Consider the following 23,516-nt stretch of genomic DNA (forward strand, 5'->3'; position numbering starts at 1 on the left):
GCCACCTTGCCTGATTCACCCCCATTTGGGCGCGCTAACAGGCATTTTCACCCACACAATGCAGACATTCAAACACGGCAATCACTTTTGGGGCACGATTGCTAGGTAGACCCGTCTCTAATACCAGTAATAACCGGCGACTCAATCACAAAGGGGGCTTTCGCTATGACGCCACAGACCCACCGCTCCTCCCGCCAGGGCCAGGCCGCCTTGGAGCGGGTGGTCGGTGTTGCCATCGCCGAATTCGCCGAGCGGGGCTTCTCGGCGACGAAGATGGACAAGCTCTCCACGCTGTCCGGCATGTCCAAGCGTATGATCCACTATCACTTCACGGACAAAGCGGGGCTCTACCACCGCGCGGTGGATACGGCACTGCAGCGTGTGCTCCCGGACATCGCGTCCTTGGAGTCCCACTCCCCCGTCGCCGTGGATGACATGCGGGCGCTTATCGACGTCGCTTTCGAGCACATGGCCGCACACCCCACCGAGGTCCAGCTGCTCGCGCGCCTGGAACACGACAAGCCGGGCCGCGAGGCCCTGCAGGACTCCGCGGAACAGATCTCCGAGCTGTCCAAGTATCTGAACAAATTGCTCATCCGCGGCCAGGACGCGGGTGCCTTCCGCCCCGGCATCTCCGCCGCGGACATCTTCTACCTCATGACCACGCTATCCATGGCGCACATCTCGCACCGCGGCATGATGGACCGGGTGTGGGACGTCGCCCTGGACAGCAACGACAATCGCGCCGGCGCCCATCGCCTGGCCACCGACGCGGTCATCGCGTTCCTCACTTCAAACCTGCCCGCCACGGGGCACTCGTCCTACCTCTCGGAGGCAGACCACGAGGACGCGACCGCGGACATCTACGCCACCGACGCCTACAGCGACGACGCTTACGCCTAAGCCGACTGCTCCTCGGCGACCGCGAACTCGATGACCGGCTCGGCGCCGTCAGTGATGACCTCCGGGGTGATGGTCACGGTGGCGCGGGTCTCGGCGTCCGGGATGTCGTACATGACCGGCACCAGCACCTCTTCCATGATGGCGCGCAGACCGCGGGCGCCCGTCTTGCGCTCCAGGGCCTTGTCCGCGATGGCCTCCAACGCGCCGTCGGCAAACTGCAAATCCGCGTCATCCATCTCAAACAGCGCCTGATACTGGCGCACCAGTGAGTTGCGTGGTTCCGTGAGCACGCGCACGAGGGACTCCTGGTCCAGGTTCTCCACAGTGGCCACCACCGGGAGGCGGCCGATGAACTCCGGGATGAGCCCGAACTTCACCAGGTCCTCCGGGCGCACCTCGGCGAAGAGATCCTTCTCGGCTTCCTGCTCCTTCTTGGACTCCAGCTGCGCGCCGAAGCCCAGGCCCTTCTTGCCCACGCGCTCAGAGATGACCTTCTCCAAGCCCGCGAAGGCGCCGGCCACGATGAACAGCACGTTGGAGGTGTCCAGCTGGATGAACTCCTGGTTCGGGTGCTTGCGCCCGCCCTGGGGCGGGATAGACGCCACGGTGCCCTCCAGGATCTTCAACAGCGCCTGCTGCACGCCCTCGCCGGAGACGTCGCGGGTAATCGACGGGTTCTCCGATTTGCGGGTGATCTTGTCCACCTCGTCCACGTAGATGATGCCGCGCTGCGCGCGCTCCACATCGAAGTCGGCGGCCTGCAGCAACTTGAGCAGGATGTTTTCCACGTCCTCGCCCACGTAGCCGGCCTCGGTAAGGCTCGTGGCGTCGGCAATAGCGAAAGGCACGTCCAGCATGCGGGCCAGCGTCTGCGCCAGGTAGGTCTTACCTGAACCAGTGGGGCCCAGCATGAGGATGTTGGACTTAGCGATCTCCACGGCGTCGTCCGGGTCCTTCGCCTTGCGACGATCGCTCACCGACGCCTGGCTTTCCGCCTTGATGCGCTTGTAGTGGTTGTATACCGCCACGGACAGGATGCGCTTGGCGTCGTCTTGGCCGATGACGTACTTGTCGAGGAACGCGGAGATTTCCTTGGGGCGCGGCAGGCGGGTTTCCTGCTTGGCCTCCTCCTCGTTCTTGGTGTTGAGGAGCTCCTCTTCGATGATTTCGTTGCACAGCTCAATGCATTCATCGCAGATATAAACACCGCCGCCGGCGATGAGCTTCTTCACCTGCTTCTGGCTCTTCCCGCAGAAGGAACACTTGAGCAGGTCGGCGCTTTCTTGCATGTGTGCCATAGAAGTGTCGAGTCTCGCTTTTCTTCACAGATAGATATTGGGAGTTACAGCCTAGCTTAGTAAACGCAACGCACCCCGCCGGCCAATTGTTCCTTGGCGTGGCGGGGTGCGATGCGGAGTTGTTTAGACCAAGCGATCTCCGGTGTCAGCGTCGAAAAGATGCAGCTTCGCTGGGTCTGGCGCCACGGTGAGCTGCTGCTCGACGTCCACACCACCGCGATCCGTGAGGCGGATTCCGGTGAGACCGGTGAGGTGGGTGCTCGATGTCATATCAGCGTTGCCCACCGGCTCGCAGTAAGCGAAAGACTCGTAGCCGAGTTCCTCCACGTGGCTCACCACGACGTCGAGGCCCTTGCCATCCGTGGCGCGGTGCAGATCCTCAGGCCGCACGCCCACGGTGACCTTCTCCGCCCCCGCCAGGTCGACGCCCGCGACAGGAACGGTGACGTTGCCGAAGACGACGGCGCCGTCACGGACCGGCACGGTGTAGATATTCATGGCCGGAGAACCAATAAAGCCCGCGACGAACAGGTTGGCCGGGCGCGAGTAGATCTCGCGCGGAGTAGCAACCTGCTGCAGCACGCCACCATTGAGGACGGCGACCCGGTCACCCATGGTCATCGCCTCGGTCTGGTCGTGGGTGACGTAGACCGTGGTGGTTCCCAGACGGCGCTGCAGGTTGGAAATCTGCGCACGCGTGGACACGCGGAGCTTGGCGTCCAGGTTGGACAAGGGCTCGTCCATACAGAACACGGCCGGGTTACGCACGATCGCGCGCCCCATGGCCACGCGCTGGCGCTGGCCGCCGGAGAGGTTTGCGGGTTTCCGGTCCAGGAGATCTTCCAGCTGCAGAATCTCAGCCGCCTCCTGGACCTTGGCCGCAATGACATCCTTCTTCTCGCCGCGGTTGCGCAGCGCGAAGCCCATGTTCTCCGCCACCGTCATATTCGGGTACAGGGCGTAGTTCTGGAAGACCATGGCAACGTCGCGATCCGAAGGGTTCACTCCGGTGACGTCCTTGCCGCCGATGCGGATCGCGCCGTCGTCGGTGGGCTCCAGCCCCGCCAGCATGCGCAAGCTGGTGGATTTGCCGCAGCCGGACGGGCCGACGAGGACCAGGAACTCACCGTCCGCGATGTCCAGGGTGAGCTTATCGACGGCCGGCTTTTCGCCCTTGGTGTAGATGCGAGATACCGCGTCGAATTGAACAGTTGCCATGGTTATGCCTTACTTCCCTACTGTGTGTCGTGCCGAAAGTCGTGGACTAGCCCTTAACGACCGGCTTAACCTGGTTGTTGTACACGCCCTCGAGCTTCTTCTGCAGATCCTCGAGGGTCTTCTTCACGTCCGCGCGGGAGGTCACGATGGTCTCCAAGGCGCCGCCGATCTCCTGGTCGCCGTTAGGCAGGAAGATGCGGGCGTTGTCCTGCGGACGGGTATCCGGCAGCTGCTCGATAGCGGTGGCGAAGTTCGGGTTCTCCTCCATGAACTTCTTCTGCTCCGCGTCCTCGGTAGCATCCGAACGCACCGGCATGTAACCAACGTTGCGGGACCAGTAGCCGGTGTTCTTGGTGTTGGTGATGAAGTCGATGAACTTCACTGCCGCCAGCTGGCGTTCCTTCGGGATACCCGCCGGGATGCCCAGGCCTGCGCCGCCGGTCGGGCAGGCGCCCTCACCCGTCGGGTTCGGCAGGAACGCGGTGCCCACCTCGAACTTGGCGTTCTCGGTCACGCCACCCAGCGAACCGGTGGACTCCACGATGGACGCTACGGAACCGGAGGAGAAGTCCATGGCCAGGTCCTTGGTCATGTAGGACAGGCCCTTCTCCTTCGCGGTGAATTCCTTGAGCCATTCGACGGCCTTAACGGTCTTGTCATCGGTGAACTTGAAGTCCCAGCCGTCGGAGAACGCGCCGCCCATGGACCAGGTGACGGACTGGAAGTACCAGGACAGGTAGCCCTCGCCATTAGCCCACGCAAAAGGCTTCATCGTGGAGTCGGACTTCTTAAGCTTCTCTGCCCAGTCCTCCATCTCCTCCCAGTCCTTCGGGCCACGGTCCGGCAGGCCAGCCTTCTTCCAGGCATCCTTGTTGTAGTAGAACAGCGGGGTGGAACGCGCGAACGGCATGCCGTAGTGGCCGCCGTCGTAGGCGTAGTCCTCGTACAGCGGCTTGATGTAGCTGGACAGGTCCACGCCGGCCTCCTTGGCCAGCTCGTCCACGTTGGCCAGCTGGCCGTTGATGGCGAAGTTGTACCACGTCACGTCGGCGATAACCACGACGTCGGGAAGATCGGATCCAGTCAACGCGGCGTTGAACTTCTGGGCAACCTCGCCGTAGTCCTTACCGGCATCGATGAGGTTGATCTTGATCTCCGGGTTCTCCTTCTCAAAGCGGGAGATGAGTTCCTTCTCCACGTCTTTGGACGAGCCTGGGTGGTTGGACCACCAGTTAAGCTCGGTGACCTTGCCGCCCTCCCCTTCGGATTTCTTCGCGGTGGTGCCGGTACCGGCGCAAGCGGACAGGGTGGTGGTAGCAACGGACAGGCCAAGCATGGCCAGGAAAGCGCGACGCTTCATGATAACTCCTTAAATGAGTACAAGTAGAGAGATGAAGTTGTAGTTGACTGGCGGGTTAGCCCTTGACGGCACCCGACGTGAGTCCCTGAATCATCCATTTCTGGAGAGCCAGGAAGATGATGAGCATGGGCAGGATGGTGAGGATGGTGGCCGCCATGACGGGTCCCCAGTTGGTGACGCCGTCGTTGTTCTGCAGCATGGTGAGACCCACCTGCAGCGGAGCCACCTTGTCGGTGTCCGAGATGAGGAACGGCCACAGGTAGGAGTTCCACTCGTTGACCACGGTGATGACCGAGAACGCCGCCAAGGTGGGAAGCGAAATCGGAAGCAGTACCTTGGTGAGCAACCGGACCGGCCCCGCGCCGTCCATCCGGGCGGCTTCGATGAGCTCGTACGGGAGCGAAAGGAAGTGGTTGCGCATGAGGAATGTGCCAAACGCAACGCCCGCCAAAGGCACGATGATACCCACGAACGTGTTGCGCCACCCCAGGGAATTAACCAGGGCGTAGTTGGAAATCACGGTGATCTCGCTGGGCACCATGAGCGCAGAGATGATGAGCAAAAACACGAGGTTTTTGCCCGGGAAGCGCAAGATGGCCAACGCGTAGGCCGAGATAACCCCCAACACGATCTCCACTGCGGACAGGATGGAGGTGATGATGATGGAGTTTCGGAGATACTTCCAGAACGGGACACGCGACGTCGCATCCTCGTAGTTGGCGGTCTCCCACGTGGGCGGGAGCCAGTGGACAGGAACGGTATAGATATCGCCCTTGGCCTTAAACGACGTCATCAGGATCCAAAACAACGGGAGCCCAATGAACAGCAAAACAAGGAAAATGCCAACGTAGCCGAGTCCCAGGCGCACAGCCTTCGAGGCAGGTTTTTCGTATCGGTTCATTGTCCTACCTCTGCTTATCCATGACGCGGACCTGCACAATCGTGACGATGAGCAGGAAGAGGAACAAGATGGTGGCGGCGGTGGCGCCGTAGCCGGCCCGGTAATTCACGAAGGTTTCCTGGTAAATCTGGAAGACCAGCGTGGTCGTGCCGTTGCCCTGCGGGCCGCCAGCAGTCATGACGTTGATGATGTCGAAGACCTGCACCGAGTTGAGCGTGACGGTAATGGAGAGGAAGAAGGTGGTCGGCCGCAGCTGCGGCATGACCACTTTGCTAAAGCGGGTCCACCACCCGGCCCCATCGATGGCCGCGGCTTCGTCGAGATCCTTGGACAGGCCTTGCAGTGCGCCCAAGTAGATGACGAAGGTATAACCCAGGTTCTTCCAGACGAAGGTAAACGTCACCATGAACAGCGCCCAGCCCGGCACGTTGTAGAAGTCCGGGGAGGAGTTGCCGAACCAGCTCAGCATCTCCGGAACGAGGCCGAAGCGGGGATCGAAAATGAACTGGAAGGCCACACCAATTGCCGCGCCGGAAATAGCGAACGGCGCAAAGACTACCGAGCGCGCGAAGTTCTTGCCCACCAGCTTCTGGTTCAGCAACAGCGCCAAGGCCAGGCCTAAAACCATCGAGCCCACCACGGCAAAGAAGCTGAATACCACGGTGTTGAAGATGATGGTCTTCGTATCGTCACGGGTAAACCACTCGATGTAGTTGTCCAAGCCCACGAAAGTTGACGTCGGGCTCGAGATGTTCCACCGGAAAAACGACAACCGGATGTTATCCAGAAGTGGCCGGTAGGTAAACACTCCCAGCAGGATGAGGTTAGGCGCCAGCAGGGCCGCTGCCAGCAGCCACTCTTGGCGACGCTTCGCCTGGGCCCTTTTCCGCAGACGGCCGGGACTTTCCGCCGTTGCACTTACTTGCTCTTGAACAACCACTCAAGAGAACATATAGGTTCAATCTTAACCGCGTTATTACGGAAATGAAACAATGAGTTACATTTTGGTGACATAAAACTAACGAGGGAAGCCCCAGTTCAGGGCTTCCCTCGTTATGTTTAAAAGCTAAGCTTTAGCCGTTGAGCTTACGGTAATCAAAGACCTGGTCGATGATGCCGTACTCTTTCGCCTGTTCGGCAGTGAGAATCTTGTCGCGGTCGGTGTCGATGCGGATCTGCTCGGCGGAACGACCGGTGTGCTCGGCGAGCGTGTTCTCCATCAAGGTACGCATGCGCTCAATCTCAGCGGCCTGGATCTCCAAATCAGAAACCTGGCCCTGGGTGCCCTGGGTGGCCGGCTGGTGGATGAGCACGCGGGCGTTCGGCAACGCCGCACGCTTGCCCGGAGCACCGGCAGCCAGCAGCACCGCCGCGGCGGAGGCCGCCTGGCCCAGGCATACGGTCTGCACGTCCGGGCGGACGTAGCGCATCGTGTCATAGATAGCCATCAGCGCGGTGAAGGAACCGCCCGGGGAGTTGATGTACATCGTGATGTCGCGGTCCGGATCCTGCGCCTCGAGGACCAGCAACTGCGCCATCACGTCATTCGCGGAGGTGTCATCCACCTGGGTGCCCAGGAAGATGATGCGCTCCTCGAAGAGCTTGGAATAAGGGTTGGTTTCCTTGGTGCCCTGTGCGGACTGCTCAATAAAGGACGGCAACACGTAGCGGGACTGCGGCATCTGTGCGGCCATCTGAGCGTTGTTCGAAGCGTTAAACATAATTCGTGTTCTCCTTGGAAGTCTTAGTTGCTCAGCGGGCCTTCAGCCAGGGTAATGACGTGGTCAACTAGGCCGTATTCCTTGGCCTGCTCCGCGGTGAACCAGCGGTCACGGTCGGAGTCCTTGGTAATCTGCTCGAAGGTCTGGCCGGTGTGCTCGGCGATGAGCTGCGCCATCTCGCGCTTAGTCTGCGCGAACTGCTCAGCCTGGATAGCGATGTCCGCGGCGGTACCGCCCACGCCAGCGGAAGGCTGGTGCATCATGATGCGCGCGTGCGGCAGGGCGTAGCGCTTGCCCTTGGTGCCGCCGGAGAGCAGGAACTGGCCCATCGACGCCGCCAGGCCCATGCCGTAGGTAGCGATGTCGCACGGCGAGTACTTCATGGTGTCGTAGATAGCCATACCCGCGGTGACGGAGCCACCCGGCGAGTTAATGTACAGCGAGATGTCGCGGGTGGGATCCTCAGCGGACAGGAGGAGGATCTGCGCGCACAGCTTGTTCGCGATCTCATCGTCCACCTGGGTGCCCAGGAAAATAATGCGCTCGCGCAGCAGGCGCTCGTACACCGAGTCGCCCAAGTTCATGCCGGCGGTTGCCTGCGACATCTCAATCTTGTTACTCATAAAAATCGTTGTTCTCCCATATGAATCGGTCGAAGTGGTAATGCCACCAGACTACCCGCGAATTTTCGGCGGTTGTAATTTGTTCGCTGACAGCTGATCAGGGCGTCGTTAAGCATAAAAAAGCCCAGCACAGTGCAAAGACTGTGCCGGGCGTGACGACGTCGCTACGCAGCGACGCCGCGCTTATTCTGCGGACTCCTCAGACGCGGAGTCCTCTTCGACCTCGCCGAAGAACTCGGTCGGATCGACCTTGTTGCCCTCGTCGTCGGTGACGGACACGCGGCAAATAGCAGCAGCCAAGGCCTTGCCACGGCGAACGTCAGAGAACAGGTTCGCGATCTGGCCGGAGGACTGCAGCTGCTGGATGAACTCGTTCGGGTCCATGCCGTAGGACTGCGCGGTGAACAGGATGTGATCGGTCAGCTCCTGCTGGGACACCTCCGGGGACTCCTGCTCCGCCACGGCGTCCAGGAACAGCTGGGTGCGCACGGACTCCTCTGCCTGCTCACGGGACTGCTTATCGAACTCCTCGCGGGACGTACCCTGCGCCTCGAGCAGCTGAGCCAGAGCCTTCTCGTCGTGAGCCAGCTGGCCCAGCACCTGGTGCAGCTGGTTGTGAACCTGCTCCTCAACAACAGAGGTCGGCAGCTCAAACTCGGTCTCCGCCAGGGCGGCCTTCAGGACCTCGTCACGGATAGCGCCGGCCTGCTCAGCCTTGCCGTTCTCCGCGACCTGGGACTTGGTGGCCTCGCGCAGCTCATCCATGGTGTCGTACTCGGACGCCATCTGTGCGAACTCGTCGTCCATGTCCGGCAGCTTGCGCTCCTTGGACTGCTTGACGTGCACCTTGACGGTGGCTTCCTTGTCCTTGTGCTGGCCGGACTGGATGGTGGTGGTGAACTCGGCGTCCTCGTCGGTCTTCATGCCGCGCAGTGCAGTGTCCAGGCCCTTGATGAGGTCGTCGTCACCGATCTGGTAGGTCAGGCCCTCGGACGAAGCCTCGTCCAGCTTCTCGCCGTCGACCTCGACGTCGATGTCGATGATGGCGAAGTCGCCGGTCTTCATCTTGCGCTTGGTGTCCTTGAGCTCACCGAAGCGCTCGGCGAGGTTCTCCAGCTCCTTCTCCACTGCCTCGTCGTCGGTCTTGACGGCCGGGACGGTCACGGACATGGCGGAGAAGTCCGGCACCTTGATCTCAGGGCGCACGTCCAGCTCGGCGGTGAACTCGACGACGTCGTTGTCCTCGATCTTGGTGATGTCGATGTTCGGCTGGCCGAGCGGGTTGATCTCGTTTTCCTCGAGAGCCTGCTCATAGCGGGTCGGCAGCATGTCGTTGACAACCTGCTCGAGGATGGGGCCGCGGCCGAAGCGGGCGTCGATTAGCTGGCGGGGCGCCTTGCCCTTGCGGAAACCGGGGATGGAGACCTGCTGAGCTACAGCAGCATAAGCCTGCTCGATTTCCTTCTCCAGCTCAGAAAAAGGAACGTTGACGGTGAGCTTGACGCGGGTCTCGCTCAGCTTGTCCACGGTGGTCTTCACGAGTTACTCTCCTGGCTTTTCAAAGTGACAGTTAAATTTCTTCGGCCTAGTCTATCCATTCCGCGTAACGCGAAGATGAATAGGGTCGATGAATCTGGGCCGCGCGCAGGTTTCACGCATGCGACATTTACGTTGTGAGCGCAAGTCAGTGAAAAATCGAGCCATTTTGCCTGACTTGCGCTCACAACATAAATTCCCCGCCCCAACTTCAACGCGTTTGTCCCGAAAACGCGCCGCGTGCGAACCTAACGCGTGGACAGTGGGGCGCCCTGCCGCGCGGCACGCCTCGGGGGCCAGACAAGACAAAACCGGCAACTCTCCGAAGAAAGCTGCCGGTCAGAATGTCGGGGCGACAGGATTTGAACCTGCGACCCCCTGCTCCCAAAGCAGGTGCGCTACCAAACTGCGCCACGCCCCGTAAGCTCTGCGCTGCGACTTTAAAACCACAGGCGCGTTTGCGTACGAATGGATACCTTACAACGGGCACAAAGCTTTCACCAAATCAGCCCTGCCCGCTCGCCCACTGGGCGTAGCTGCGCGCGTAGCGGCCGCCGCGAGCGATGAGGCTGTCGTGGTCGCCGTCCTCGACAATCTGCCCGGCCTCCATCACGATGATGCGGTCCGCCTCCCGCGCCTGGTCCAGACGGTGCGCGACCACCAGCGCCGTCCGGCCCTTCGTCACCGCCCGCGCCGCGCTCTCGAGCACCACGGCGTGCTCGCTGCCGGCCTCCGAGGTGGCCTCATCCATAATCAGCACCGGCGGCTGCCGCAGCACCATCCGCGCCAGCGAAATCTGCTGCGCGACCTCCGGCCCCACGTCCTCGTTACCCGCACCCACAAGCGTGTCCAGCCCGTCCGGTAGCCAGCGGTCCCACGCATCCGTCCCCGGCGCCAGGCCGACCTCCTGCAGCGCCGCGAGCAGCACCGCATCGCTCGCGCCCGGCGCGGCCAGCAGCAGGTCGTCGCGCAGGCTGCCGGAGAACAAGTGCACATCCTGCGTCACCAGCGCCACGTGCTGGGTCACCCAGGAGTTGGGCACCGTCGCGGTGTCCACCCCGCCCACGACAATGCTTCCCGACGTCGGGTATTGCAGCCCCGCCACCAGCGCCGCCAACGTGGACTTGCCCGCGCCCGAGGTGCCCACCAGCGCGGTGGTCGTGCCGCCTGCCAGCGTCAGGTCGATGCCGTCGAGCACCGCCGCCCCGCCCGGGTAGGCAAAGGTCACGTCCGTGATGACCACGTCCGGGGCCGGAGACACCGTCACGGAAGGATCGGCGGTGCCGGAGGGGGCGTCGCCAAGCTGGGCCAAGGCCACCGCCCGGCCGAGTGCGGTGACCGCGTGCTGGAGGTCGCCGGCGAAGAGCAGGAGGTTGAACACATGGACCTCCAGGCGCATGATGAGCAGCATGGCTGCCGCTGCCTGGCCGACGGTGAGCCAGCCTGCGTCCACCATGAATTTACTCATCGCCAGGCCGCCGAGCAGGAGCATGCCGAACGCCGTGGAGCCCTGGCTCAGCACCCGGTTAAACAGCGGGATCTTGTCCGCCCAGGCCTGCACGGTGTCCCAGGAATAGCTGGTCATGCGCTGCCGCGCCCAGCCTCCGAGTGTGAACAGGCGCAGCGTGTCCAGCGCGCGGATGGTGTCCAGCAGGATGTTGTTGCGCTGTGCTTCCACGGAGGAGACCACGTTGGTCACCGCGGGAATGTCGCGGGCCATAGTTTTAATCCAGGGGTACATCACCGCGCCGATGGCCAGGAACAGCACGAGGTACGCCGGGTGGATGAACGCCATGGTCGTGGCGGTAATGGGCACGATGAAGGCGGTGATCATGAGCCGGTCGCCCATCATCGCCAGGGTCATGACAGGGGTGTCGATGTCCTTGGACAACCGGGTCATCACGTTACCGGTGCCCAGTTCCATGATGGTGGGCACCGGGGTGCGGATCACCGAATCGAGGGCGCGTTTGCGCAGGGACACCGCCGTGGTCCGCGAGCCGTGGTTGACCATAAAGGTAATGAGCACGCGCCCGACGAGCTCCACCGCCAGGCCCACCGCGACCAGGATGAGGGCCAGCCGCAGCGCCTTGTCCCCGCCGCCGAGGACGGGGACGTCCGTGCCACCGATGATGTCCACGACGCGCCCCAACACCTGGGAGGTCAGCGTCATGCCGGTAACGGTTCCGGCGGCCACCAGTACAAACAGCACAACTTTGCCCGCGCTCGGGAAGCCCGGCAGGTCCTTGAGGAAGCGGCCGATCGCCTTGGGCCCGGCGGGCAGGAGCACATCTGCGTGACGACGATCCCGTGACTCACTCATAGCTCCACCACCTCGTCGGCGACCTGAGCCCAGGTGGCCGCCGTGGTGATGACCACGGTGGTCTGCCCGCGGCGAAGCGTGGCCACGCGCTCGGCGACGTTCGCGAGGGTCAACGAATCGAGCCCGGTGGTGGGTTCGTCGAGCACCAACACCTCAGGGCGCACCGCGAGTGCCCGGGCCAGTGCCACGCGTTGGCGCTGGCCGCCGGACAGGTTGAGCCCCGCCTCGCCGATGGGCGCGGTGGGCAGCGCGCCGCCTTCGCCAAAGTCGCCGAGGCGCGCGATGATGTCCTCGCACGCCGCGGCCGTCACTGCGGCGTGGACGTCGGCGGCCGGGATCTCCCCCAACGGATTGAGGTTGTCCACGAGCGTGCCCTCCATGACCGCGACCTTGTGCGGCGGGCACAGCGCACCGTCGGCGGCCAGCTGGGCCGTCCATAGCCGCACCTGCGCGCGGCCTTCGAGGGAGACCGGCCGCCACACTGTCAGCCCGCCGGGCACGAGCGGTGGCTCCGCACTGTCGCCGGTCGCGCCGGTAGGGGCGGCTGCCGGGGCGTCCGCCGGTGCTGCTGCGAGCTCAGCGCGCAGCTCACCGATGCGCTGCGCGGACGCTGCGCCGCGAGCCCAGAAATCAATGAGGAAGCCCAGCGAGACGCCCAACGTGGTCAGCGCGGGCGGCACCAGCATGATAATCGACATGAGCGTGCCCGCAGGCATCCGCCCGGCGTTGGTCTCCCACGCCGACCACGCCACGATGGCAAGCACCCACACCGTGCTCGTGGCTTGGCGCAGCAGCGAGAAGACGAGGATGCGGCGGTTTTCTGCGAGCATGGCCTCGAGTGCGTCGTCGGCAAGCGTGCCGAAGCGCTCCTGCACGATCGCCCCCGCACCCAAGCCCTTGACCACGCGGTTGCCCTGCGCGACGTCGGTGGCCAGGGAGAGGGACACGTTTTCCATCTCGCGGCGTCGAGTCGCAGCGCGGGTCAGCGGCGCGGCCGTGGCCCACGACACCAACGCCGTGCACACCGCGGCGATGGGCAGCACCAGCGCCACCTTCGGAGCGAGCGGCGCCAGCGAGATAATCGCGCCGATAAGGTACCCCACCATCACCAGGGGGAAGTTGAGCACCTGCTTGAGCTGGCCGATATAGCTGCTGTCCTCATCCATCGTGTTGAGGAGGCGGCCGGGGCTCACGTTCTTGGTGCTCGAGTCCAACATCCAGCCCAGCAACGAAAGGCGCAGGTTGTGCGTGGTACGGGCCTGTCCCAGATCCGTGAACGCGTCCAGGGTGGACTCGGCCAGCCACTGTACGAACAGCAACACGGTGATGATGACCGCGGGCCACACGAACACCGCCCAGCCAGGCTGGTTGAACACGTGCTCGGTGGCGCGGCCGACCACCACGGACAACAACGCGGATAACGGCGCGGTGATCGCCACGCTGACAACAATGGCCCACACCGCGGTGCGCTCGGCAAACATCAACTGCCACGTGGCCTTGGCCGGCTTCGCCCAATTGACGCCGCGCGCCATCGTCTCATCTGTGCGCGGCGCTTCCGGCGCGTACCACGACCACGTGCGCAGCCGCGAGTACCGCGGGTACTCCCCCGGCGCCTCTTCGATATCACTTGCGGTGCTGCTCATGGCTCAAAAGCCTAACCCAACGGCCGCGCTGACAAGGCCGTTTTCCCCCAATGGCCACCACCCCCGTCCCTCGGCGCGCCGTCACCCCCGGTTCCCATTGGCCCCGCACTGTGACACACTGAGTCCTAGTCGCGGTTAGATTGCACAGTGGTTAAAAGGTTTATTCGTTTTACGCTCGCAGGAAATTTATTACGCGGGCCCCTAAGTTTCACTCCACTAGCTTCACCGCTTTGAGGGTTCAAGATTCTAGGAGTTCCAACGACTCGTTGCGCTAGTACAGTTTGCTAGCCGACGTATCAACATCCTCAAGGAAAAAGGTATTCACATGTCCCAGGGCATCGTTAAATGGTTCAACAGCGACAAGGGCTACGGCTTCATCACCCCTGATGACGGCTCCGCTGACCTCTTCGTACACTTCTCTGAAATCACCGGTGGCGGCTTCCGCAACCTGGAAGAGAACCAGCGCGTCGAGTTCGAGACTGGCCAGGGCCAGAAGGGCCCGCAGGCCCAGCAGGTTTCCGCTGTCTAAGCGCTAACTCCCCTCGCACCAACCGCCCCGCCTTCTGGCGCGGGCGGTTTTTGGGGTTAAGTAGCAAAAAGTGTGTCCAGTAAACCGTGATACATGCTGGTAAGAGTAGATAAATCAGGGTGGAATAACGTCTGCGGCGTTATTCCACCTCCGTTTTCGTTCAATACCGGGATCTGACGAGCTGGTGTGGTAAGCGGATCTTGTTTGCTAGTTCGGTGACTACAAACAGACCACGATGTCCCGGTTGTGCAGGGGCGATGAAGAAAAACGGCACAACAAAAGCAGGCAAAACCCGCTGGCGCTGCACCGCACCCAGCTGCGGACAATCCCTGACACGTTCCAGGACGGATAAGCGCCACACCCAAGATTTCCTCGATTTCCACGCCTACGTCACCGCGCATAAAACGCTTAGCGCCATCGCTCAGGAACGTGGGCTAAGCAGGTGGAGTATGGATCGACGCTTCCGGCCGTTGTGGCTTATCGACATCCCCAACACGGTCGACCCGGAACGCATCTTTGACCAGGTCTTTATCGACGGCACCTACACCGCCGCAGGATGCCTGCTTATCGCCGCTACCCGCACCCATGTCATCACCTGGCACTGGGCGAAAGCCGAATCAACACAGGCCTACCTAGAACTGCTCAGCCAACTAGCGCCGCCGCTATGCGTTGTCATGGACGGCGGACGCGGCGCATATAGCGCGATTAAAAAGCTGTGGCCCAACACCAAAATTCAACGCTGCCTCGTCCACGCACAACGCGTCATACGCCGCTACACCACCAGCCGGCACGCACCCCTGCAGGACAAGCCATCTACCAACTAGCACTACAGTTCACCGCTGTTTCTACAGCGGAACAAGCAGCGCAATGGACAGTCCACCTACACGAATACGGGCAGGTCTACCACGACTTCCTCAACGAAAAGACACCACTGCCCAAAGACCGACGCACCGCCACAAAAACCTGGGAATACACCCACCCACGCGTGCGCCAGGCCTACATGTCGTTGCTGAACCTATCGAAGAAAGGATTCTTGTTTACCTACATCGAACCCGACCCGAAATCCATCAACCCACAATGGGCATCGACGACAAACAGCCTGGAAGGAGCAATCAACTCCCAACTCAAGCTCTTAGCCCGAATACACAGAGGGCGTTCAGGAGAGCGACAACGGCGCATGCTCGAGTGGTGGCTGCACAGCAAAACGCAACTGCCTGACGACCCATTACAAATCGCCAGGCAGTGCAACTTCGGACTAGATCAACTCGCCAAAGTCAACGACCTAGAACCTGAAGACCACAACGCAGCCGACCAAGAAACCGGACGCCCAGCCTTCTACGACAACACTATCCCAGACACCTACGACCCCGACATCAGAATCCGGAAAGGCCCACTACGCTAACCCCCGATGCCGACGACACGCCGGCAGACACACTTTTTGCTACTTAACCCGGTTTTTGCATGTCCTCCTCGAACGGGGAGGAAAAACTAACCGGCGGCACGGGCTCGTCGAAAAGCACATGCCGCCGGAAAATTGGAGGGAATGACGGGAATCGAACCCGCGTCTTCAGCTTGGAAGGCTGAGGTATTAGCCACTATACGACATTCCCCTAGGGTGCCCTTTAATCTAACAAACACCGGTGGAATGCTACAAATCCCGCGTTGGCAGGGAACTAAAACCGTGCTGTAGCCGTTGTGACAAGTGTTAGGTCAATGAAACGAGAAAAGGGTTTGGGACTTTAAGTGGCACTCGGAGAGCTAATCGTAATCGGTGCGGTCATCGGCGGCGGTGCGTGGTGGTACAACGCCAATTCTAAAAAGCAGAAGGCGCGTAAGGAAGAGGAAGCATTCCACGACGCACTCGCGGACGCGCGCCGCTGGACCGAGCGCCTCGGCGGGCAGGTTATGAACGTCGCGGGCAACGACACCGCCTCCACCCAAGCGATGGCGGACGCCTCCGAACGCTTTACCGCCGCGAACTCCGCGATTGCGCGTGCCACCACGTCGAAGCAGGCGCTGCTCGCGCGCGAGTCCGCGCTGGAGGGCATGCACTACGTGCAGGCCGCACGCGACATCATGGGCATGCCGCCCGGGCCGGAGCTGCCGCCGCTGGAAGGCCAGCGCGAGGCCGGCAAGGTCACCGAGGAACGCACCATCGAGCACGAGGGCAAGAAGATTACCGCTTCCCCGTACGCGTCCGCGGCGACGCCAAACTACTACCCCGGCGGCAAGGTGGCCGGCCGCCCGGTCCCGGCCGGCTGGTACTCCACCCCGTGGTGGGCTGATGCGCTCACCACTGGCGTGTGGATGATGGGCTACTCCATGATGTTCAACTCGCTGTTCATGGGCATGAGCGGCGTGAGCTATGACGGCGACGTGGCCGAGGCCGGCGGCGTCGACGCGGTTGAAGGCGGCGACATGGGCGATGCCGGTGACGCCGGTGATGTCGGCGGCGGTGACGAGGGTGGCTTCTTTGGCGGCGGCGAGGACGGTGGCCTGTTCGGCGGCGACGGGTTTGATTTCGACTTCGACTTCTAGATGTGAGTTAGATAGGTGCCTGCGGAGCTGAATTGTTGAGGCGTACATTGGGGCGCATGACTTCAACACCGACTATCAAGCTCAACGACGGCAATGAGATCCCGCAGCTCGGCTACGGCGTGTTCCAGGTGGACCCGGCGGAGACCGAGAAGCTGGTGACCGCCGCGCTGGAGGCGGGTGTCCGGCACATCGACACTGCGGCTATCTACGGCAACGAAGAAGGCGTGGGCGCCGCCATTGCGGCGTCCGGCATTCCGCGCGAGGAGCTGTTTATCACCACGAAGCTGTGGAACGATCGCCATGATGACGCCGAGGCTGCCCTCAAGGAATCCCTGGCCAAGCTGCAGCTGGACTACGTGGACCTGTACCTTATCCACTGGCCGTGCCCGCAGCAGGACAAGTATGTGGACGCCTGGAAGCAGCTGATCACACTGCGCGAGGCGGGGCTGACCAAGTCCATTGGCGTGTCCAACTTCACCCCAGCACACCTGGACAAGCTAGAGATGGCCACCGATGTCACCCCGGTGGTCAATCAGATCGAGCTGCACCCCTACTTCCAGCGTTGGAAGGACGTGGACGCCGCCCGCAGCCACAAGATCCATGTGGAGGCGTGGTCGCCGCTGGGCCAGGGCGAAACCGACATCCTGGACCAGCCGGAAATAACCGAGGCCGCCGCGGCGCACGGCGTCACGCCGGGCCAGGTGGTAATCCGCTGGCATCTGCAGAACGGCACCATCTTGTTCCCCAAGACCGCTACCCCGGCGCGCATCAAGGAGAACTTTGATGTCTTCGGCTTCGAGCTGACCGAGGACGAGATGGCCGCAATTACAGATCTGGACCGCGGCGAGGACGGCCGCGTGGGACCGGACCCGCTGGAGTTCGGCTAAAGAATATCTGGTCAAGGCCGCCCGAAAAAACCAAAAGTTCCTACACTCGTCAGGATCTTCAACGATCCCCTGGGAGTAGGAACTTTTTGGTCGTTTAAGTCCTGCGCTTTAGGACTGCGGGGCCTCAGGCAGCTCGGGCGCGATGCCGGTGCGCTCGTAATCAGACAGAATGTCGATGCGGCGCTGGTGGCGCTCCGCGCGAGACCACTCCTGATCCAGGAAGGCGTCTACAATCGCAAGAACCTCTTCCTTAGAGTGCATGCGGCCACCGATGCCGATGAGCTGAGCGTTATTGTGCTCGCGGGCCAGGCGCGCGGTCTCCTCAGACCAAGCCAGGGCGCAGCGCGCGCCCTTCACCTTGTTGGCGGCAATCTGCTCGCCGTTGCCGGAGCCACCGAGGACGATGCCTAGGGAGCCAGGATCGTTGACGACGCACTGGGCAGCCTCGATGCAAAATGCCGGGTAGTCGTCGTCAGCATCGTAGGTGTGAGCACCGCAGTCAATGACCTCGTGGTCAGAGGACTTGAGGTGCTCTGCAATAGCATTCTTCATCTCGAACCCTGCGTGGTCCGCTCCTAAGTAAACGCGCATGGCCTTGATCATAGCCGTTATTACTGTCTTAGGGTGTTCTGATCACTCATTAAGTAGAAGAAAAAATGCACGCTTTGCCAAAATTTGACTAAGCAAGTCCGCAGAAGTGTGGACGGCCGGGTGCAGGTGTGTCACACTCGGCACATGAAATGTCGTGCGCTTTGCTTTGCTTTCGCCGCCGCGATGGCTCTGACAGGATGCTCGGACAACGACGCAGCCGGCCCAGCCACCGTCACGGTCACTGCCCCTGAGTCCCCTGCCACTTCATCGTCGTCGGCTCCCACGACGACGACGTCTGCCGCAGACCCAACCACGAACACACCGACGCCGCAGGTAGAGCAACCGGAAGCCCCACAGCAGGAAGCCCCGCAACAGCAGGCCCCGCAGCAGGAAGTACCACAGGGCGGCGCCAGCCCTGACTGTCCGGCAGCCGAGTGCGGGTACGGCACCGCGCCCAACGGCAACCGTAATCCCAGCTCGGGCGAGCTACAGACCCAATACGGCTGCCAGCAGGGCTATATCACTGACGAAGAACTCTGCGCGCAGGTAGAGGAAGTCATCCAGAACGCGCAGTAGCTCTTGACCTCAAGCCCCCGGCTCTTAAGCGTTCTTGACCTGCGGCATCTCGGTGCGGGTGCGCTTGAGCTCATAGAAGTACGGGAAGCCCGCGAGGGTGACGGAGGCGTCGAAAAGCTTGCCTGCCTCCTCGCCCGTGGGGATGCGGGTGATGACGGGGCCGAAGAACGCGGCGTCGCCAAGCTTGACTACGGGAGTACCCACCTCGTCGCCCACGGCATCCATGGCGCCCTGGTGGTAAGCACGCAGCCTGTCGTCGACGTCCTCGGTGTTGGCCACGTCAGCGAAAGAGGCGTCCAGGCCGACCTTCTCCAGGGCGGTGGCGATGATGTCGTCGTAGGCGCCGAAGCCTTCCTTGCCGCCGTTGCCCTCACCGTGAATGATGGTGCCCATCGTGGTGTACAGCTCGTCAATCTTGTCCGGCTGCTCGTCCTTGACCTTGGCGAACACGCGGGCCGGGCCCCAGTTGGCCTTCATCTTCTCCATGTAGGCGGGGTCGAGGTCGCGGCCGTCATTGAGCACGGAGAGGGACATGGGCACGAAATCGACGGAAATGTCGCGGACCTTTTCCACTTCCTTCATCCAGCGGGAGGTAGCCCACGCGAACGGGCACGAGACGTCGAACCAAAAAGTGACCTGTGAGGACATTGGATACTCCTTGTAAATAATTGCTGCGTTGTGCCTCCCCCAGACTAGGCCGGCGTTAGGCTGGTTGTCAGTCAACAATTCCCACAACCAAGGAGATAACGCTGTGACCTCCATTAACCTCACTCGCGAGGAAGCTGCCCACCGCAGTGGGCTCATCACGATGGGCAACTACGCCGTCGCGTTGAACTTGACCGGATCGGAGACGCATTTTAAATCCCAGACCGTCGTGACGTTTGAGGCGGTGGGCGCCGGAGAAACCTTCCTGGACCTGCGCGCAGAGACGGTGGAGAAGGTCACCGTCAACGGCGAGGAGCTTTCGTTTGAGTACTCGGCGGAAGCCGGCATCCCGCTGCAGCTGCAGCCGGGCGCTTATGAGGTCGTGGTAGAGGCCACCATCCCCTACTCGCGCACCGGCGAGGGCCTGCACCGCTTCGTGGATCCTGCTGATGACAACGTCTACCTCTACACCCAGTTCGAAACCGCAGACGCCAAGCGCGTGTTCGCCTGCTTTGATCAGCCGGACCTGAAGGCCACCTACGACCTCGAATACACCGTGCCCGCAGACTGGACGGTCATCTCCAACGAGCTGCAGACGCGAGCGGACGGCGCGGAGGAAGACACCGCGGTGTGGACCTCGCGCATCGGCTACCCGCTGTCCACCTACCTGGTCGCGCTGTGCGCGGGCCCCTACTACGAGGTCACCGACACCTGGCGCGGCGAGCTTATCCACCACGCCGAAACCCCTGCCGACCAGCCGCGCGAACTCACTGTGCCGCTGGGCCTGTACTGCCGCCAGTCGCTGGCCGAGCACCTGGACGCCGAGCGCCTGTTCACCGAGACCAAGCAAGGCTTTGACTTCTACCACGCCAACTTCGGGGTGGCCTACCCGTTTGGTAAGTACGACCAGATCTTCGTGCCCGAGTTCAACGCCGGCGCCATGGAGAACTCCGGCTGCGTGACCATCCGCGACGAGTACGTCTTCTCCTCCCAGGCCACCCACTACAAGTACGAGCGCCGCGCAGATACCGTGCTGCACGAGCTCGCGCACATGTGGTTCGGCGACTTGGTGACCATGCGCTGGTGGGACGACCTGTGGCTCAATGAGTCCTTCGCCACCTGGTCCGCCGCCATCTCCCAGGCGGAGGCCACGCAGTACGACACCGCGTGGGTGACGTTCGCGAACGTCGAGAAGGCGTGGGCTTACCAGCAGGATCAACTGCCCACCACGCACCCGATTTCCACGGACGCCTCCGACATCGAGACCGTGGAGCAGAACTTCGACGGCATCACCTACGCCAAGGGCGCCAGCGTGCTCAAGCAGCTGCAGGCATATGTGGGGCGCGAGGAGTTCTTCGCCGGGGTACGCCGCCACTTCGCCGCGCACGCGTTCGGTAACGCCACCTTCGACGACCTGCTGGGTCACCTGACGGAGGCTTCAGGGCGCGACCTGTCCTTCTGGGCCGACGAATGGCTAAAGACCTCCGGCGTCAACACCTTGGCCGCCGAATGTGAGCTTACCGACGGCGCGTACACCTCCTTCGCCGTGCGTCAGTCCGGCAAGACCTTGCGCACGCACCGCATCGCGGTGGGCCTGTACTCGCTGCAGGGTGACAAGGTCGTGCGCACCCAGCGCGTGGAGTTGGATATTGCGGGCGAGCGCACGGAGGTGCCAGAGCTGGTCGGCGCCGACAAGGCGGACCTCGTGCTGGTCAACGACGACGATCTGACCTACTGCCTGCAGGAGCTCGACGCGGACTCGCTGGCTTTCGCGGTGGCGAACATCGACAAGATTGCCGACCCAATGGCGCGCACGCTGTGCTGGTCCACCGCGTGGGAGATGACCCGCGGCGGCACGATGCGGGCGCGCGACTTCGCAGCGCTGGTCGCCCGCGGCGCGGGGGCCGAGACTGAGTTGGGCGTGCTGGAGCGCATCGTGTCGCAGGCGGCGACGGCGGTCTTCAACTACGCGGACCCGGAGTGGGCCAAGGAGCATGGCTGGGCGCTGCTCAACGAGGCCTTTGTGCAGGGCGCACGCCTTGAGGACAAGGAGCGCTCGCTGATCTTTACCCAGGCGCTGGCGGCGCAGCCGCTCTCGGAGGATTCCCGCGCGCTGATGCAGGACATCGTGGACAACAGCACGGACAATGATCTGCGCTGGAAGGCCGTGACTGCTCTGGTAGCCGAGGGGACGCTGTCCGGCGATGCGATCTCTGCGGAGCTGGCGCGCGATTCCTCGGCGTTGAGCCAGCAGTACGCGCTGAAGGCGCAGGCGGCTATCAACTCGCCGTCGGCCAAGATTGCGGCGTGGGACGAGGTGGCCGGGCAATCGCTGGGCAACCGCGCCCTGGACTCCACGCTGGCGGGCCTGCGGTTTGCGGGCTACACGGAGTTCCTGCAGGAAAAGAACGCGGAGTTCTACAAGCGTGCAGAAAGCTTCTGGAAGGCCGACTCCAACGAGGTGGCCACCGCGACGGTGGAGGGCCTCTTCCCCTCCTGGGATATCACCGAAGACGGCCTGGCCCGCGCGGACGAGTTTTTGGCCAAGGAGCTGCCGGGCGGCCTGCGCCGCATCATCGCGGAGCAGCGCGCCCGCACGGTGCGCGCGCTGCATAACCGCGCCGTCGACGCGCGCGGCTAATGCTCCCTTTCGTTACTAATGATCCTGTTTGCTTACTGCTTTTCGATAGACAAAACGGATCATTAGTAACGTAGTGCGGGATTAAGCGCTGCGGGCAGCGCGGCGGATGAGGTCGCGCGCGTTCTCGGCGGAGATGAGGCACATGGGCACGCCGACGCCCGGAGCCACGGTGCCGCCCGCATAGTACAGTCCGCGGACCTTGCGGTGCTGCGCGGGAGCACGGAACATCGCGGACTGCGCCAGCGTGTGAGCCGGGCCGATGGACGAGCCCATAAAAGAGTTGTAGCGCTGCGCGAAGTCGCCGGGGCCGAGCGTGCGGCGCACCACGATGCGCTCAGCCAGGTCCGGGACGAGCTCAGCCACGCGCGAGACAGCGGCGTCCGCAATGGCCTCCACCTGCGGCGACGACTGGTCGGCGTAGGCGCTGCCGCGGCCGATGCTCGGGTCCGCGGGGACGGGGACCAAGATGAACAGGTTCTCATGACCCGCGGGTGCCACGTCAGGATCCGTCGCGGAAGGACGCGAGATGTAGATGGAGCGCGAGGCGCCCGCATCATCGCCGCCATCGCCGAAGACCGCATCGAAGTCCGCGTCCCAATCCGCGGACAGCTGCAGCGTGTGGTGCGCGAGCTCCGGGGTCTCGCCGCGGACGCCGAGCATCACCAGCACGCTGGACATGCCTGGATCATGCGCGTCCACGCGGCCCGGGGACTGTGAGCGGTGCGGTGTGGCCAGCAGATGCTGCTGGGTGAAGTGGTAATCCGCGGCGGAGACCACTGCGTCGTAAGGGTAAAACACCCCGCCTGCCATCACTCCCCTGGCTTGCTTGCCGTGCACCCTAATCTCGTCCACCGCGGTGGCGAACTCGAACCGCGCGCCGTGTTGGCGGGCGAGGGAATACAGGGCGTCGACAAGCGTGGCGAAGCCGCCCTGCGGGTACTGCGGACCGAGGGTGAGGTCGGTGTGACTCATCAGGTGATAGAGCGCCGGGGCCTTGTCCGGGCGGGTGGCCAGGAACACGGCGGGGTATTCCAGGATCTGGCGCAGCACCGGGTGGGTGAACTGGCGGCGAACGTGGTGCGAGAGCGGGGCCAGCAGCTGATTGATAAAGCTGTGCGGGCGGCGCAGGACCTCGCGGTCCAGGAAGGGGCGCGGGCTGCGGAAGTCGGTGTAGAGGAAGCGACGCAGCGCCAGGTCGTAGATGTCAGCGGCGCGGCGCAGATAATCGTCGAGCGTGCTCCAGCTGCCCGGCTCGAGCTCGTCGAAGGTGTCGCGGATCGTGCGCGGGTGGACGTCCACTGGCGGGTGACCGTCCGTAGCCACGCGGTAGCCCGGTTCCAAAGCCACGAGGTCCAGCTGCTGCGCAGTAGTGGTGCCCATCTGTTCAAAGAAATGGTCAAAGGCCTCCGGCATGAGGTACCAGCTCGGGCCGGTGTCGAAGCGGAAACCCTCCACCTCCAGGCTGCCCGCGCGACCGCCGGGCCCGCTCCCCTTCTCGTACACGGTGACCTCGTGGCCGTCGCGCGCGAGCAAACCCGCGGCGGCCAGGCCGGCGACGCCGGCGCCGATGACTGCAATCTTCATGC

19 protein-coding genes, 2 tRNA genes and 1 pseudogene are annotated in these 23,516 nt (G+C 62.8%); 7 read left to right on the plus strand and 15 right to left on the minus strand.

Annotated elements, in window-relative coordinates:
• Nucleotides 1-165: 165 nt before the first annotated feature.
• Complete coding sequence (locus H0194_RS03165; protein ID WP_185176410.1) at nt 166-903, plus strand: TetR/AcrR family transcriptional regulator; 738 nt, start codon at nt 166-168, stop codon at nt 901-903.
• On the opposite strand, the gene clpX is transcribed toward H0194_RS03165, so the two are convergent.
• The 11 genes from clpX to H0194_RS03220 all read right to left on the minus strand — a co-directional run bounded on the left by clpX (nt 900) and on the right by H0194_RS03220 (nt 13,523).
• The gene (clpX, locus tag H0194_RS03170) at nt 900-2,201 is read right to left on the minus strand and encodes an ATP-dependent Clp protease ATP-binding subunit ClpX (protein WP_185176411.1); all 1,302 of its coding nucleotides are present in this window, start codon (nt 2,199-2,201) and stop codon (nt 900-902) included. The two genes, H0194_RS03165 and clpX, sit on opposite strands and share 4 nt — an antisense overlap.
• A gap of 123 nt (nt 2,202-2,324) precedes the next feature.
• Complete coding sequence (locus H0194_RS03175) at nt 2,325-3,419, minus strand: ABC transporter ATP-binding protein (RefSeq protein WP_185176412.1); 1,095 nt, start codon at nt 3,417-3,419, stop codon at nt 2,325-2,327.
• 46 nt (nt 3,420-3,465) lie between these two features.
• On the minus strand, nt 3,466-4,779 hold the full coding sequence (locus tag H0194_RS03180; RefSeq protein ID WP_185176413.1) for an ABC transporter substrate-binding protein: 1,314 nt from the start codon (nt 4,777-4,779) through the stop codon (nt 3,466-3,468).
• A gap of 55 nt (nt 4,780-4,834) precedes the next feature.
• Entirely contained in the window at nt 4,835-5,680 is an 846-nt protein-coding gene (locus H0194_RS03185) for a carbohydrate ABC transporter permease (protein WP_185176414.1), read from the minus strand.
• Between the two features lie 4 nt (nt 5,681-5,684).
• Nucleotides 5,685-6,620, minus strand: coding sequence for a carbohydrate ABC transporter permease (locus H0194_RS03190; protein ID WP_185176415.1), 936 nt, complete (start codon nt 6,618-6,620; stop codon nt 5,685-5,687).
• A 133-nt stretch (nt 6,621-6,753) separates the two neighbouring features.
• Nucleotides 6,754-7,374: an ATP-dependent Clp protease proteolytic subunit gene (locus H0194_RS03195; RefSeq protein ID WP_185176851.1), complete on the minus strand. Its 621-nt coding sequence runs from the start codon at nt 7,372-7,374 to the stop codon at nt 6,754-6,756.
• A gap of 50 nt (nt 7,375-7,424) precedes the next feature.
• The gene (locus tag H0194_RS03200) at nt 7,425-8,024 is read right to left on the minus strand and encodes an ATP-dependent Clp protease proteolytic subunit (protein ID WP_185176416.1); all 600 of its coding nucleotides are present in this window, start codon (nt 8,022-8,024) and stop codon (nt 7,425-7,427) included.
• A 183-nt stretch (nt 8,025-8,207) separates the two neighbouring features.
• Nucleotides 8,208-9,563, minus strand: coding sequence for a trigger factor (gene tig / locus H0194_RS03205; protein ID WP_185176417.1), 1,356 nt, complete (start codon nt 9,561-9,563; stop codon nt 8,208-8,210).
• 344 nt (nt 9,564-9,907) lie between these two features.
• Nucleotides 9,908-9,981, minus strand: a tRNA-Pro gene (locus tag H0194_RS03210).
• 84 nt (nt 9,982-10,065) lie between these two features.
• A complete protein-coding gene (locus H0194_RS03215; protein WP_185176418.1) occupies nt 10,066-11,880 on the minus strand; it encodes an ABC transporter ATP-binding protein in 1,815 nt (604 codons plus the stop codon).
• Nucleotides 11,877-13,523, minus strand: a complete 1,647-nt coding sequence (locus H0194_RS03220) for an ABC transporter transmembrane domain-containing protein (protein WP_185176419.1) — start codon at nt 13,521-13,523, stop codon at nt 11,877-11,879. Before H0194_RS03220 ends, H0194_RS03215 begins: the two co-directional genes overlap by 4 nt.
• Before the next feature lie 325 nt (nt 13,524-13,848).
• Here H0194_RS03220 and H0194_RS03225 point away from each other — a divergent pair, with 325 nt between their 5' ends.
• Nucleotides 13,849-14,052, plus strand: coding sequence for a cold-shock protein (locus tag H0194_RS03225; RefSeq protein ID WP_185176420.1), 204 nt, complete (start codon nt 13,849-13,851; stop codon nt 14,050-14,052).
• A gap of 215 nt (nt 14,053-14,267) precedes the next feature.
• Nucleotides 14,268-15,454: pseudogene (locus tag H0194_RS03230) on the plus strand (IS1249 family transposase).
• Between the two features lie 133 nt (nt 15,455-15,587).
• On the opposite strand, the gene H0194_RS03235 reads toward H0194_RS03230, so the two are convergent.
• Nucleotides 15,588-15,662, minus strand: a tRNA-Gly gene (locus tag H0194_RS03235).
• A 133-nt stretch (nt 15,663-15,795) separates the two neighbouring features.
• On the opposite strand from H0194_RS03235, the gene H0194_RS03240 reads away from it, so the two are divergent.
• Nucleotides 15,796-16,590, plus strand: coding sequence for a DUF1542 domain-containing protein (locus H0194_RS03240; protein ID WP_185176421.1), 795 nt, complete (start codon nt 15,796-15,798; stop codon nt 16,588-16,590).
• Between the two features lie 56 nt (nt 16,591-16,646).
• Entirely contained in the window at nt 16,647-17,477 is an 831-nt protein-coding gene (locus H0194_RS03245; RefSeq protein WP_185176422.1) for an aldo/keto reductase, read from the plus strand.
• A gap of 108 nt (nt 17,478-17,585) precedes the next feature.
• Here the strand turns inward: H0194_RS03245 and H0194_RS03250 are convergent, their stop codons facing one another.
• Nucleotides 17,586-18,068, minus strand: a complete 483-nt coding sequence (locus H0194_RS03250) for a ribose-5-phosphate isomerase (RefSeq protein WP_185176423.1) — start codon at nt 18,066-18,068, stop codon at nt 17,586-17,588.
• A gap of 144 nt (nt 18,069-18,212) precedes the next feature.
• Here H0194_RS03250 and H0194_RS03255 point away from each other — a divergent pair, with 144 nt between their 5' ends.
• Nucleotides 18,213-18,644, plus strand: a complete 432-nt coding sequence (locus H0194_RS03255; RefSeq protein ID WP_185176424.1) for a hypothetical protein — start codon at nt 18,213-18,215, stop codon at nt 18,642-18,644.
• Between the two features lie 24 nt (nt 18,645-18,668).
• Here H0194_RS03255 and H0194_RS03260 read toward each other — a convergent pair whose 3' ends face one another.
• On the minus strand, nt 18,669-19,292 hold the full coding sequence (locus H0194_RS03260) for a mycothiol-dependent nitroreductase Rv2466c family protein (protein WP_185176425.1): 624 nt from the start codon (nt 19,290-19,292) through the stop codon (nt 18,669-18,671).
• A gap of 103 nt (nt 19,293-19,395) precedes the next feature.
• Here H0194_RS03260 and pepN point away from each other — a divergent pair, with 103 nt between their 5' ends.
• Nucleotides 19,396-21,930 (plus strand): aminopeptidase N, encoded by a 2,535-nt coding sequence (gene pepN / locus H0194_RS03265; protein ID WP_185176426.1) that lies wholly within the window; start codon nt 19,396-19,398, stop codon nt 21,928-21,930.
• 81 nt (nt 21,931-22,011) lie between these two features.
• Here the strand turns inward: pepN and crtI are convergent, their stop codons facing one another.
• On the minus strand, nt 22,012-23,514 hold the full coding sequence (gene crtI / locus H0194_RS03270; RefSeq protein ID WP_185176427.1) for a phytoene desaturase family protein: 1,503 nt from the start codon (nt 23,512-23,514) through the stop codon (nt 22,012-22,014).
• Between the last annotated feature and the right edge of the window lie 2 nt (nt 23,515-23,516).

The organism is Corynebacterium incognita (assembly GCF_014217255.1).
GTDB classification, from domain to species: Bacteria; Actinomycetota; Actinomycetes; order Mycobacteriales; family Mycobacteriaceae; genus Corynebacterium; species Corynebacterium incognitum.

Excerpts from the sequence above, each read along its gene's own strand:
- H0194_RS03165 (WP_185176410.1), top strand. The coding sequence starts at position 166 with ATGACGCCACAGACCCACCGCTCCTCCCGCCAGGGCCAGGCCGCCTTG.
- clpX (WP_185176411.1), bottom strand. The coding sequence starts at position 2,201 with ATGGCACACATGCAAGAAAGCGCCGACCTGCTCAAGTGTTCCTTCTGC.
- H0194_RS03175 (WP_185176412.1), bottom strand. The coding sequence starts at position 3,419 with ATGGCAACTGTTCAATTCGACGCGGTATCTCGCATCTACACCAAGGGC.
- H0194_RS03180 (WP_185176413.1), bottom strand. The coding sequence starts at position 4,779 with ATGAAGCGTCGCGCTTTCCTGGCCATGCTTGGCCTGTCCGTTGCTACC.
- H0194_RS03185 (WP_185176414.1), bottom strand. The coding sequence starts at position 5,680 with ATGAACCGATACGAAAAACCTGCCTCGAAGGCTGTGCGCCTGGGACTC.
- H0194_RS03195 (WP_185176851.1), bottom strand. The coding sequence starts at position 7,374 with ATGGCCGCACAGATGCCGCAGTCCCGCTACGTGTTGCCGTCCTTTATT.
- H0194_RS03200 (WP_185176416.1), bottom strand. The coding sequence starts at position 8,024 with ATGAGTAACAAGATTGAGATGTCGCAGGCAACCGCCGGCATGAACTTG.
- H0194_RS03215 (WP_185176418.1), bottom strand. The coding sequence starts at position 11,880 with ATGAGTGAGTCACGGGATCGTCGTCACGCAGATGTGCTCCTGCCCGCC.
- H0194_RS03220 (WP_185176419.1), bottom strand. The coding sequence starts at position 13,523 with ATGAGCAGCACCGCAAGTGATATCGAAGAGGCGCCGGGGGAGTACCCG.
- H0194_RS03225 (WP_185176420.1), top strand. The coding sequence starts at position 13,849 with ATGTCCCAGGGCATCGTTAAATGGTTCAACAGCGACAAGGGCTACGGC.
- H0194_RS03245 (WP_185176422.1), top strand. The coding sequence starts at position 16,647 with ATGACTTCAACACCGACTATCAAGCTCAACGACGGCAATGAGATCCCG.
- H0194_RS03250 (WP_185176423.1), bottom strand. The coding sequence starts at position 18,068 with ATGCGCGTTTACTTAGGAGCGGACCACGCAGGGTTCGAGATGAAGAAT.
- H0194_RS03255 (WP_185176424.1), top strand. The coding sequence starts at position 18,213 with ATGAAATGTCGTGCGCTTTGCTTTGCTTTCGCCGCCGCGATGGCTCTG.
- H0194_RS03260 (WP_185176425.1), bottom strand. The coding sequence starts at position 19,292 with ATGTCCTCACAGGTCACTTTTTGGTTCGACGTCTCGTGCCCGTTCGCG.
- crtI (WP_185176427.1), bottom strand. The coding sequence starts at position 23,514 with ATGAAGATTGCAGTCATCGGCGCCGGCGTCGCCGGCCTGGCCGCCGCG.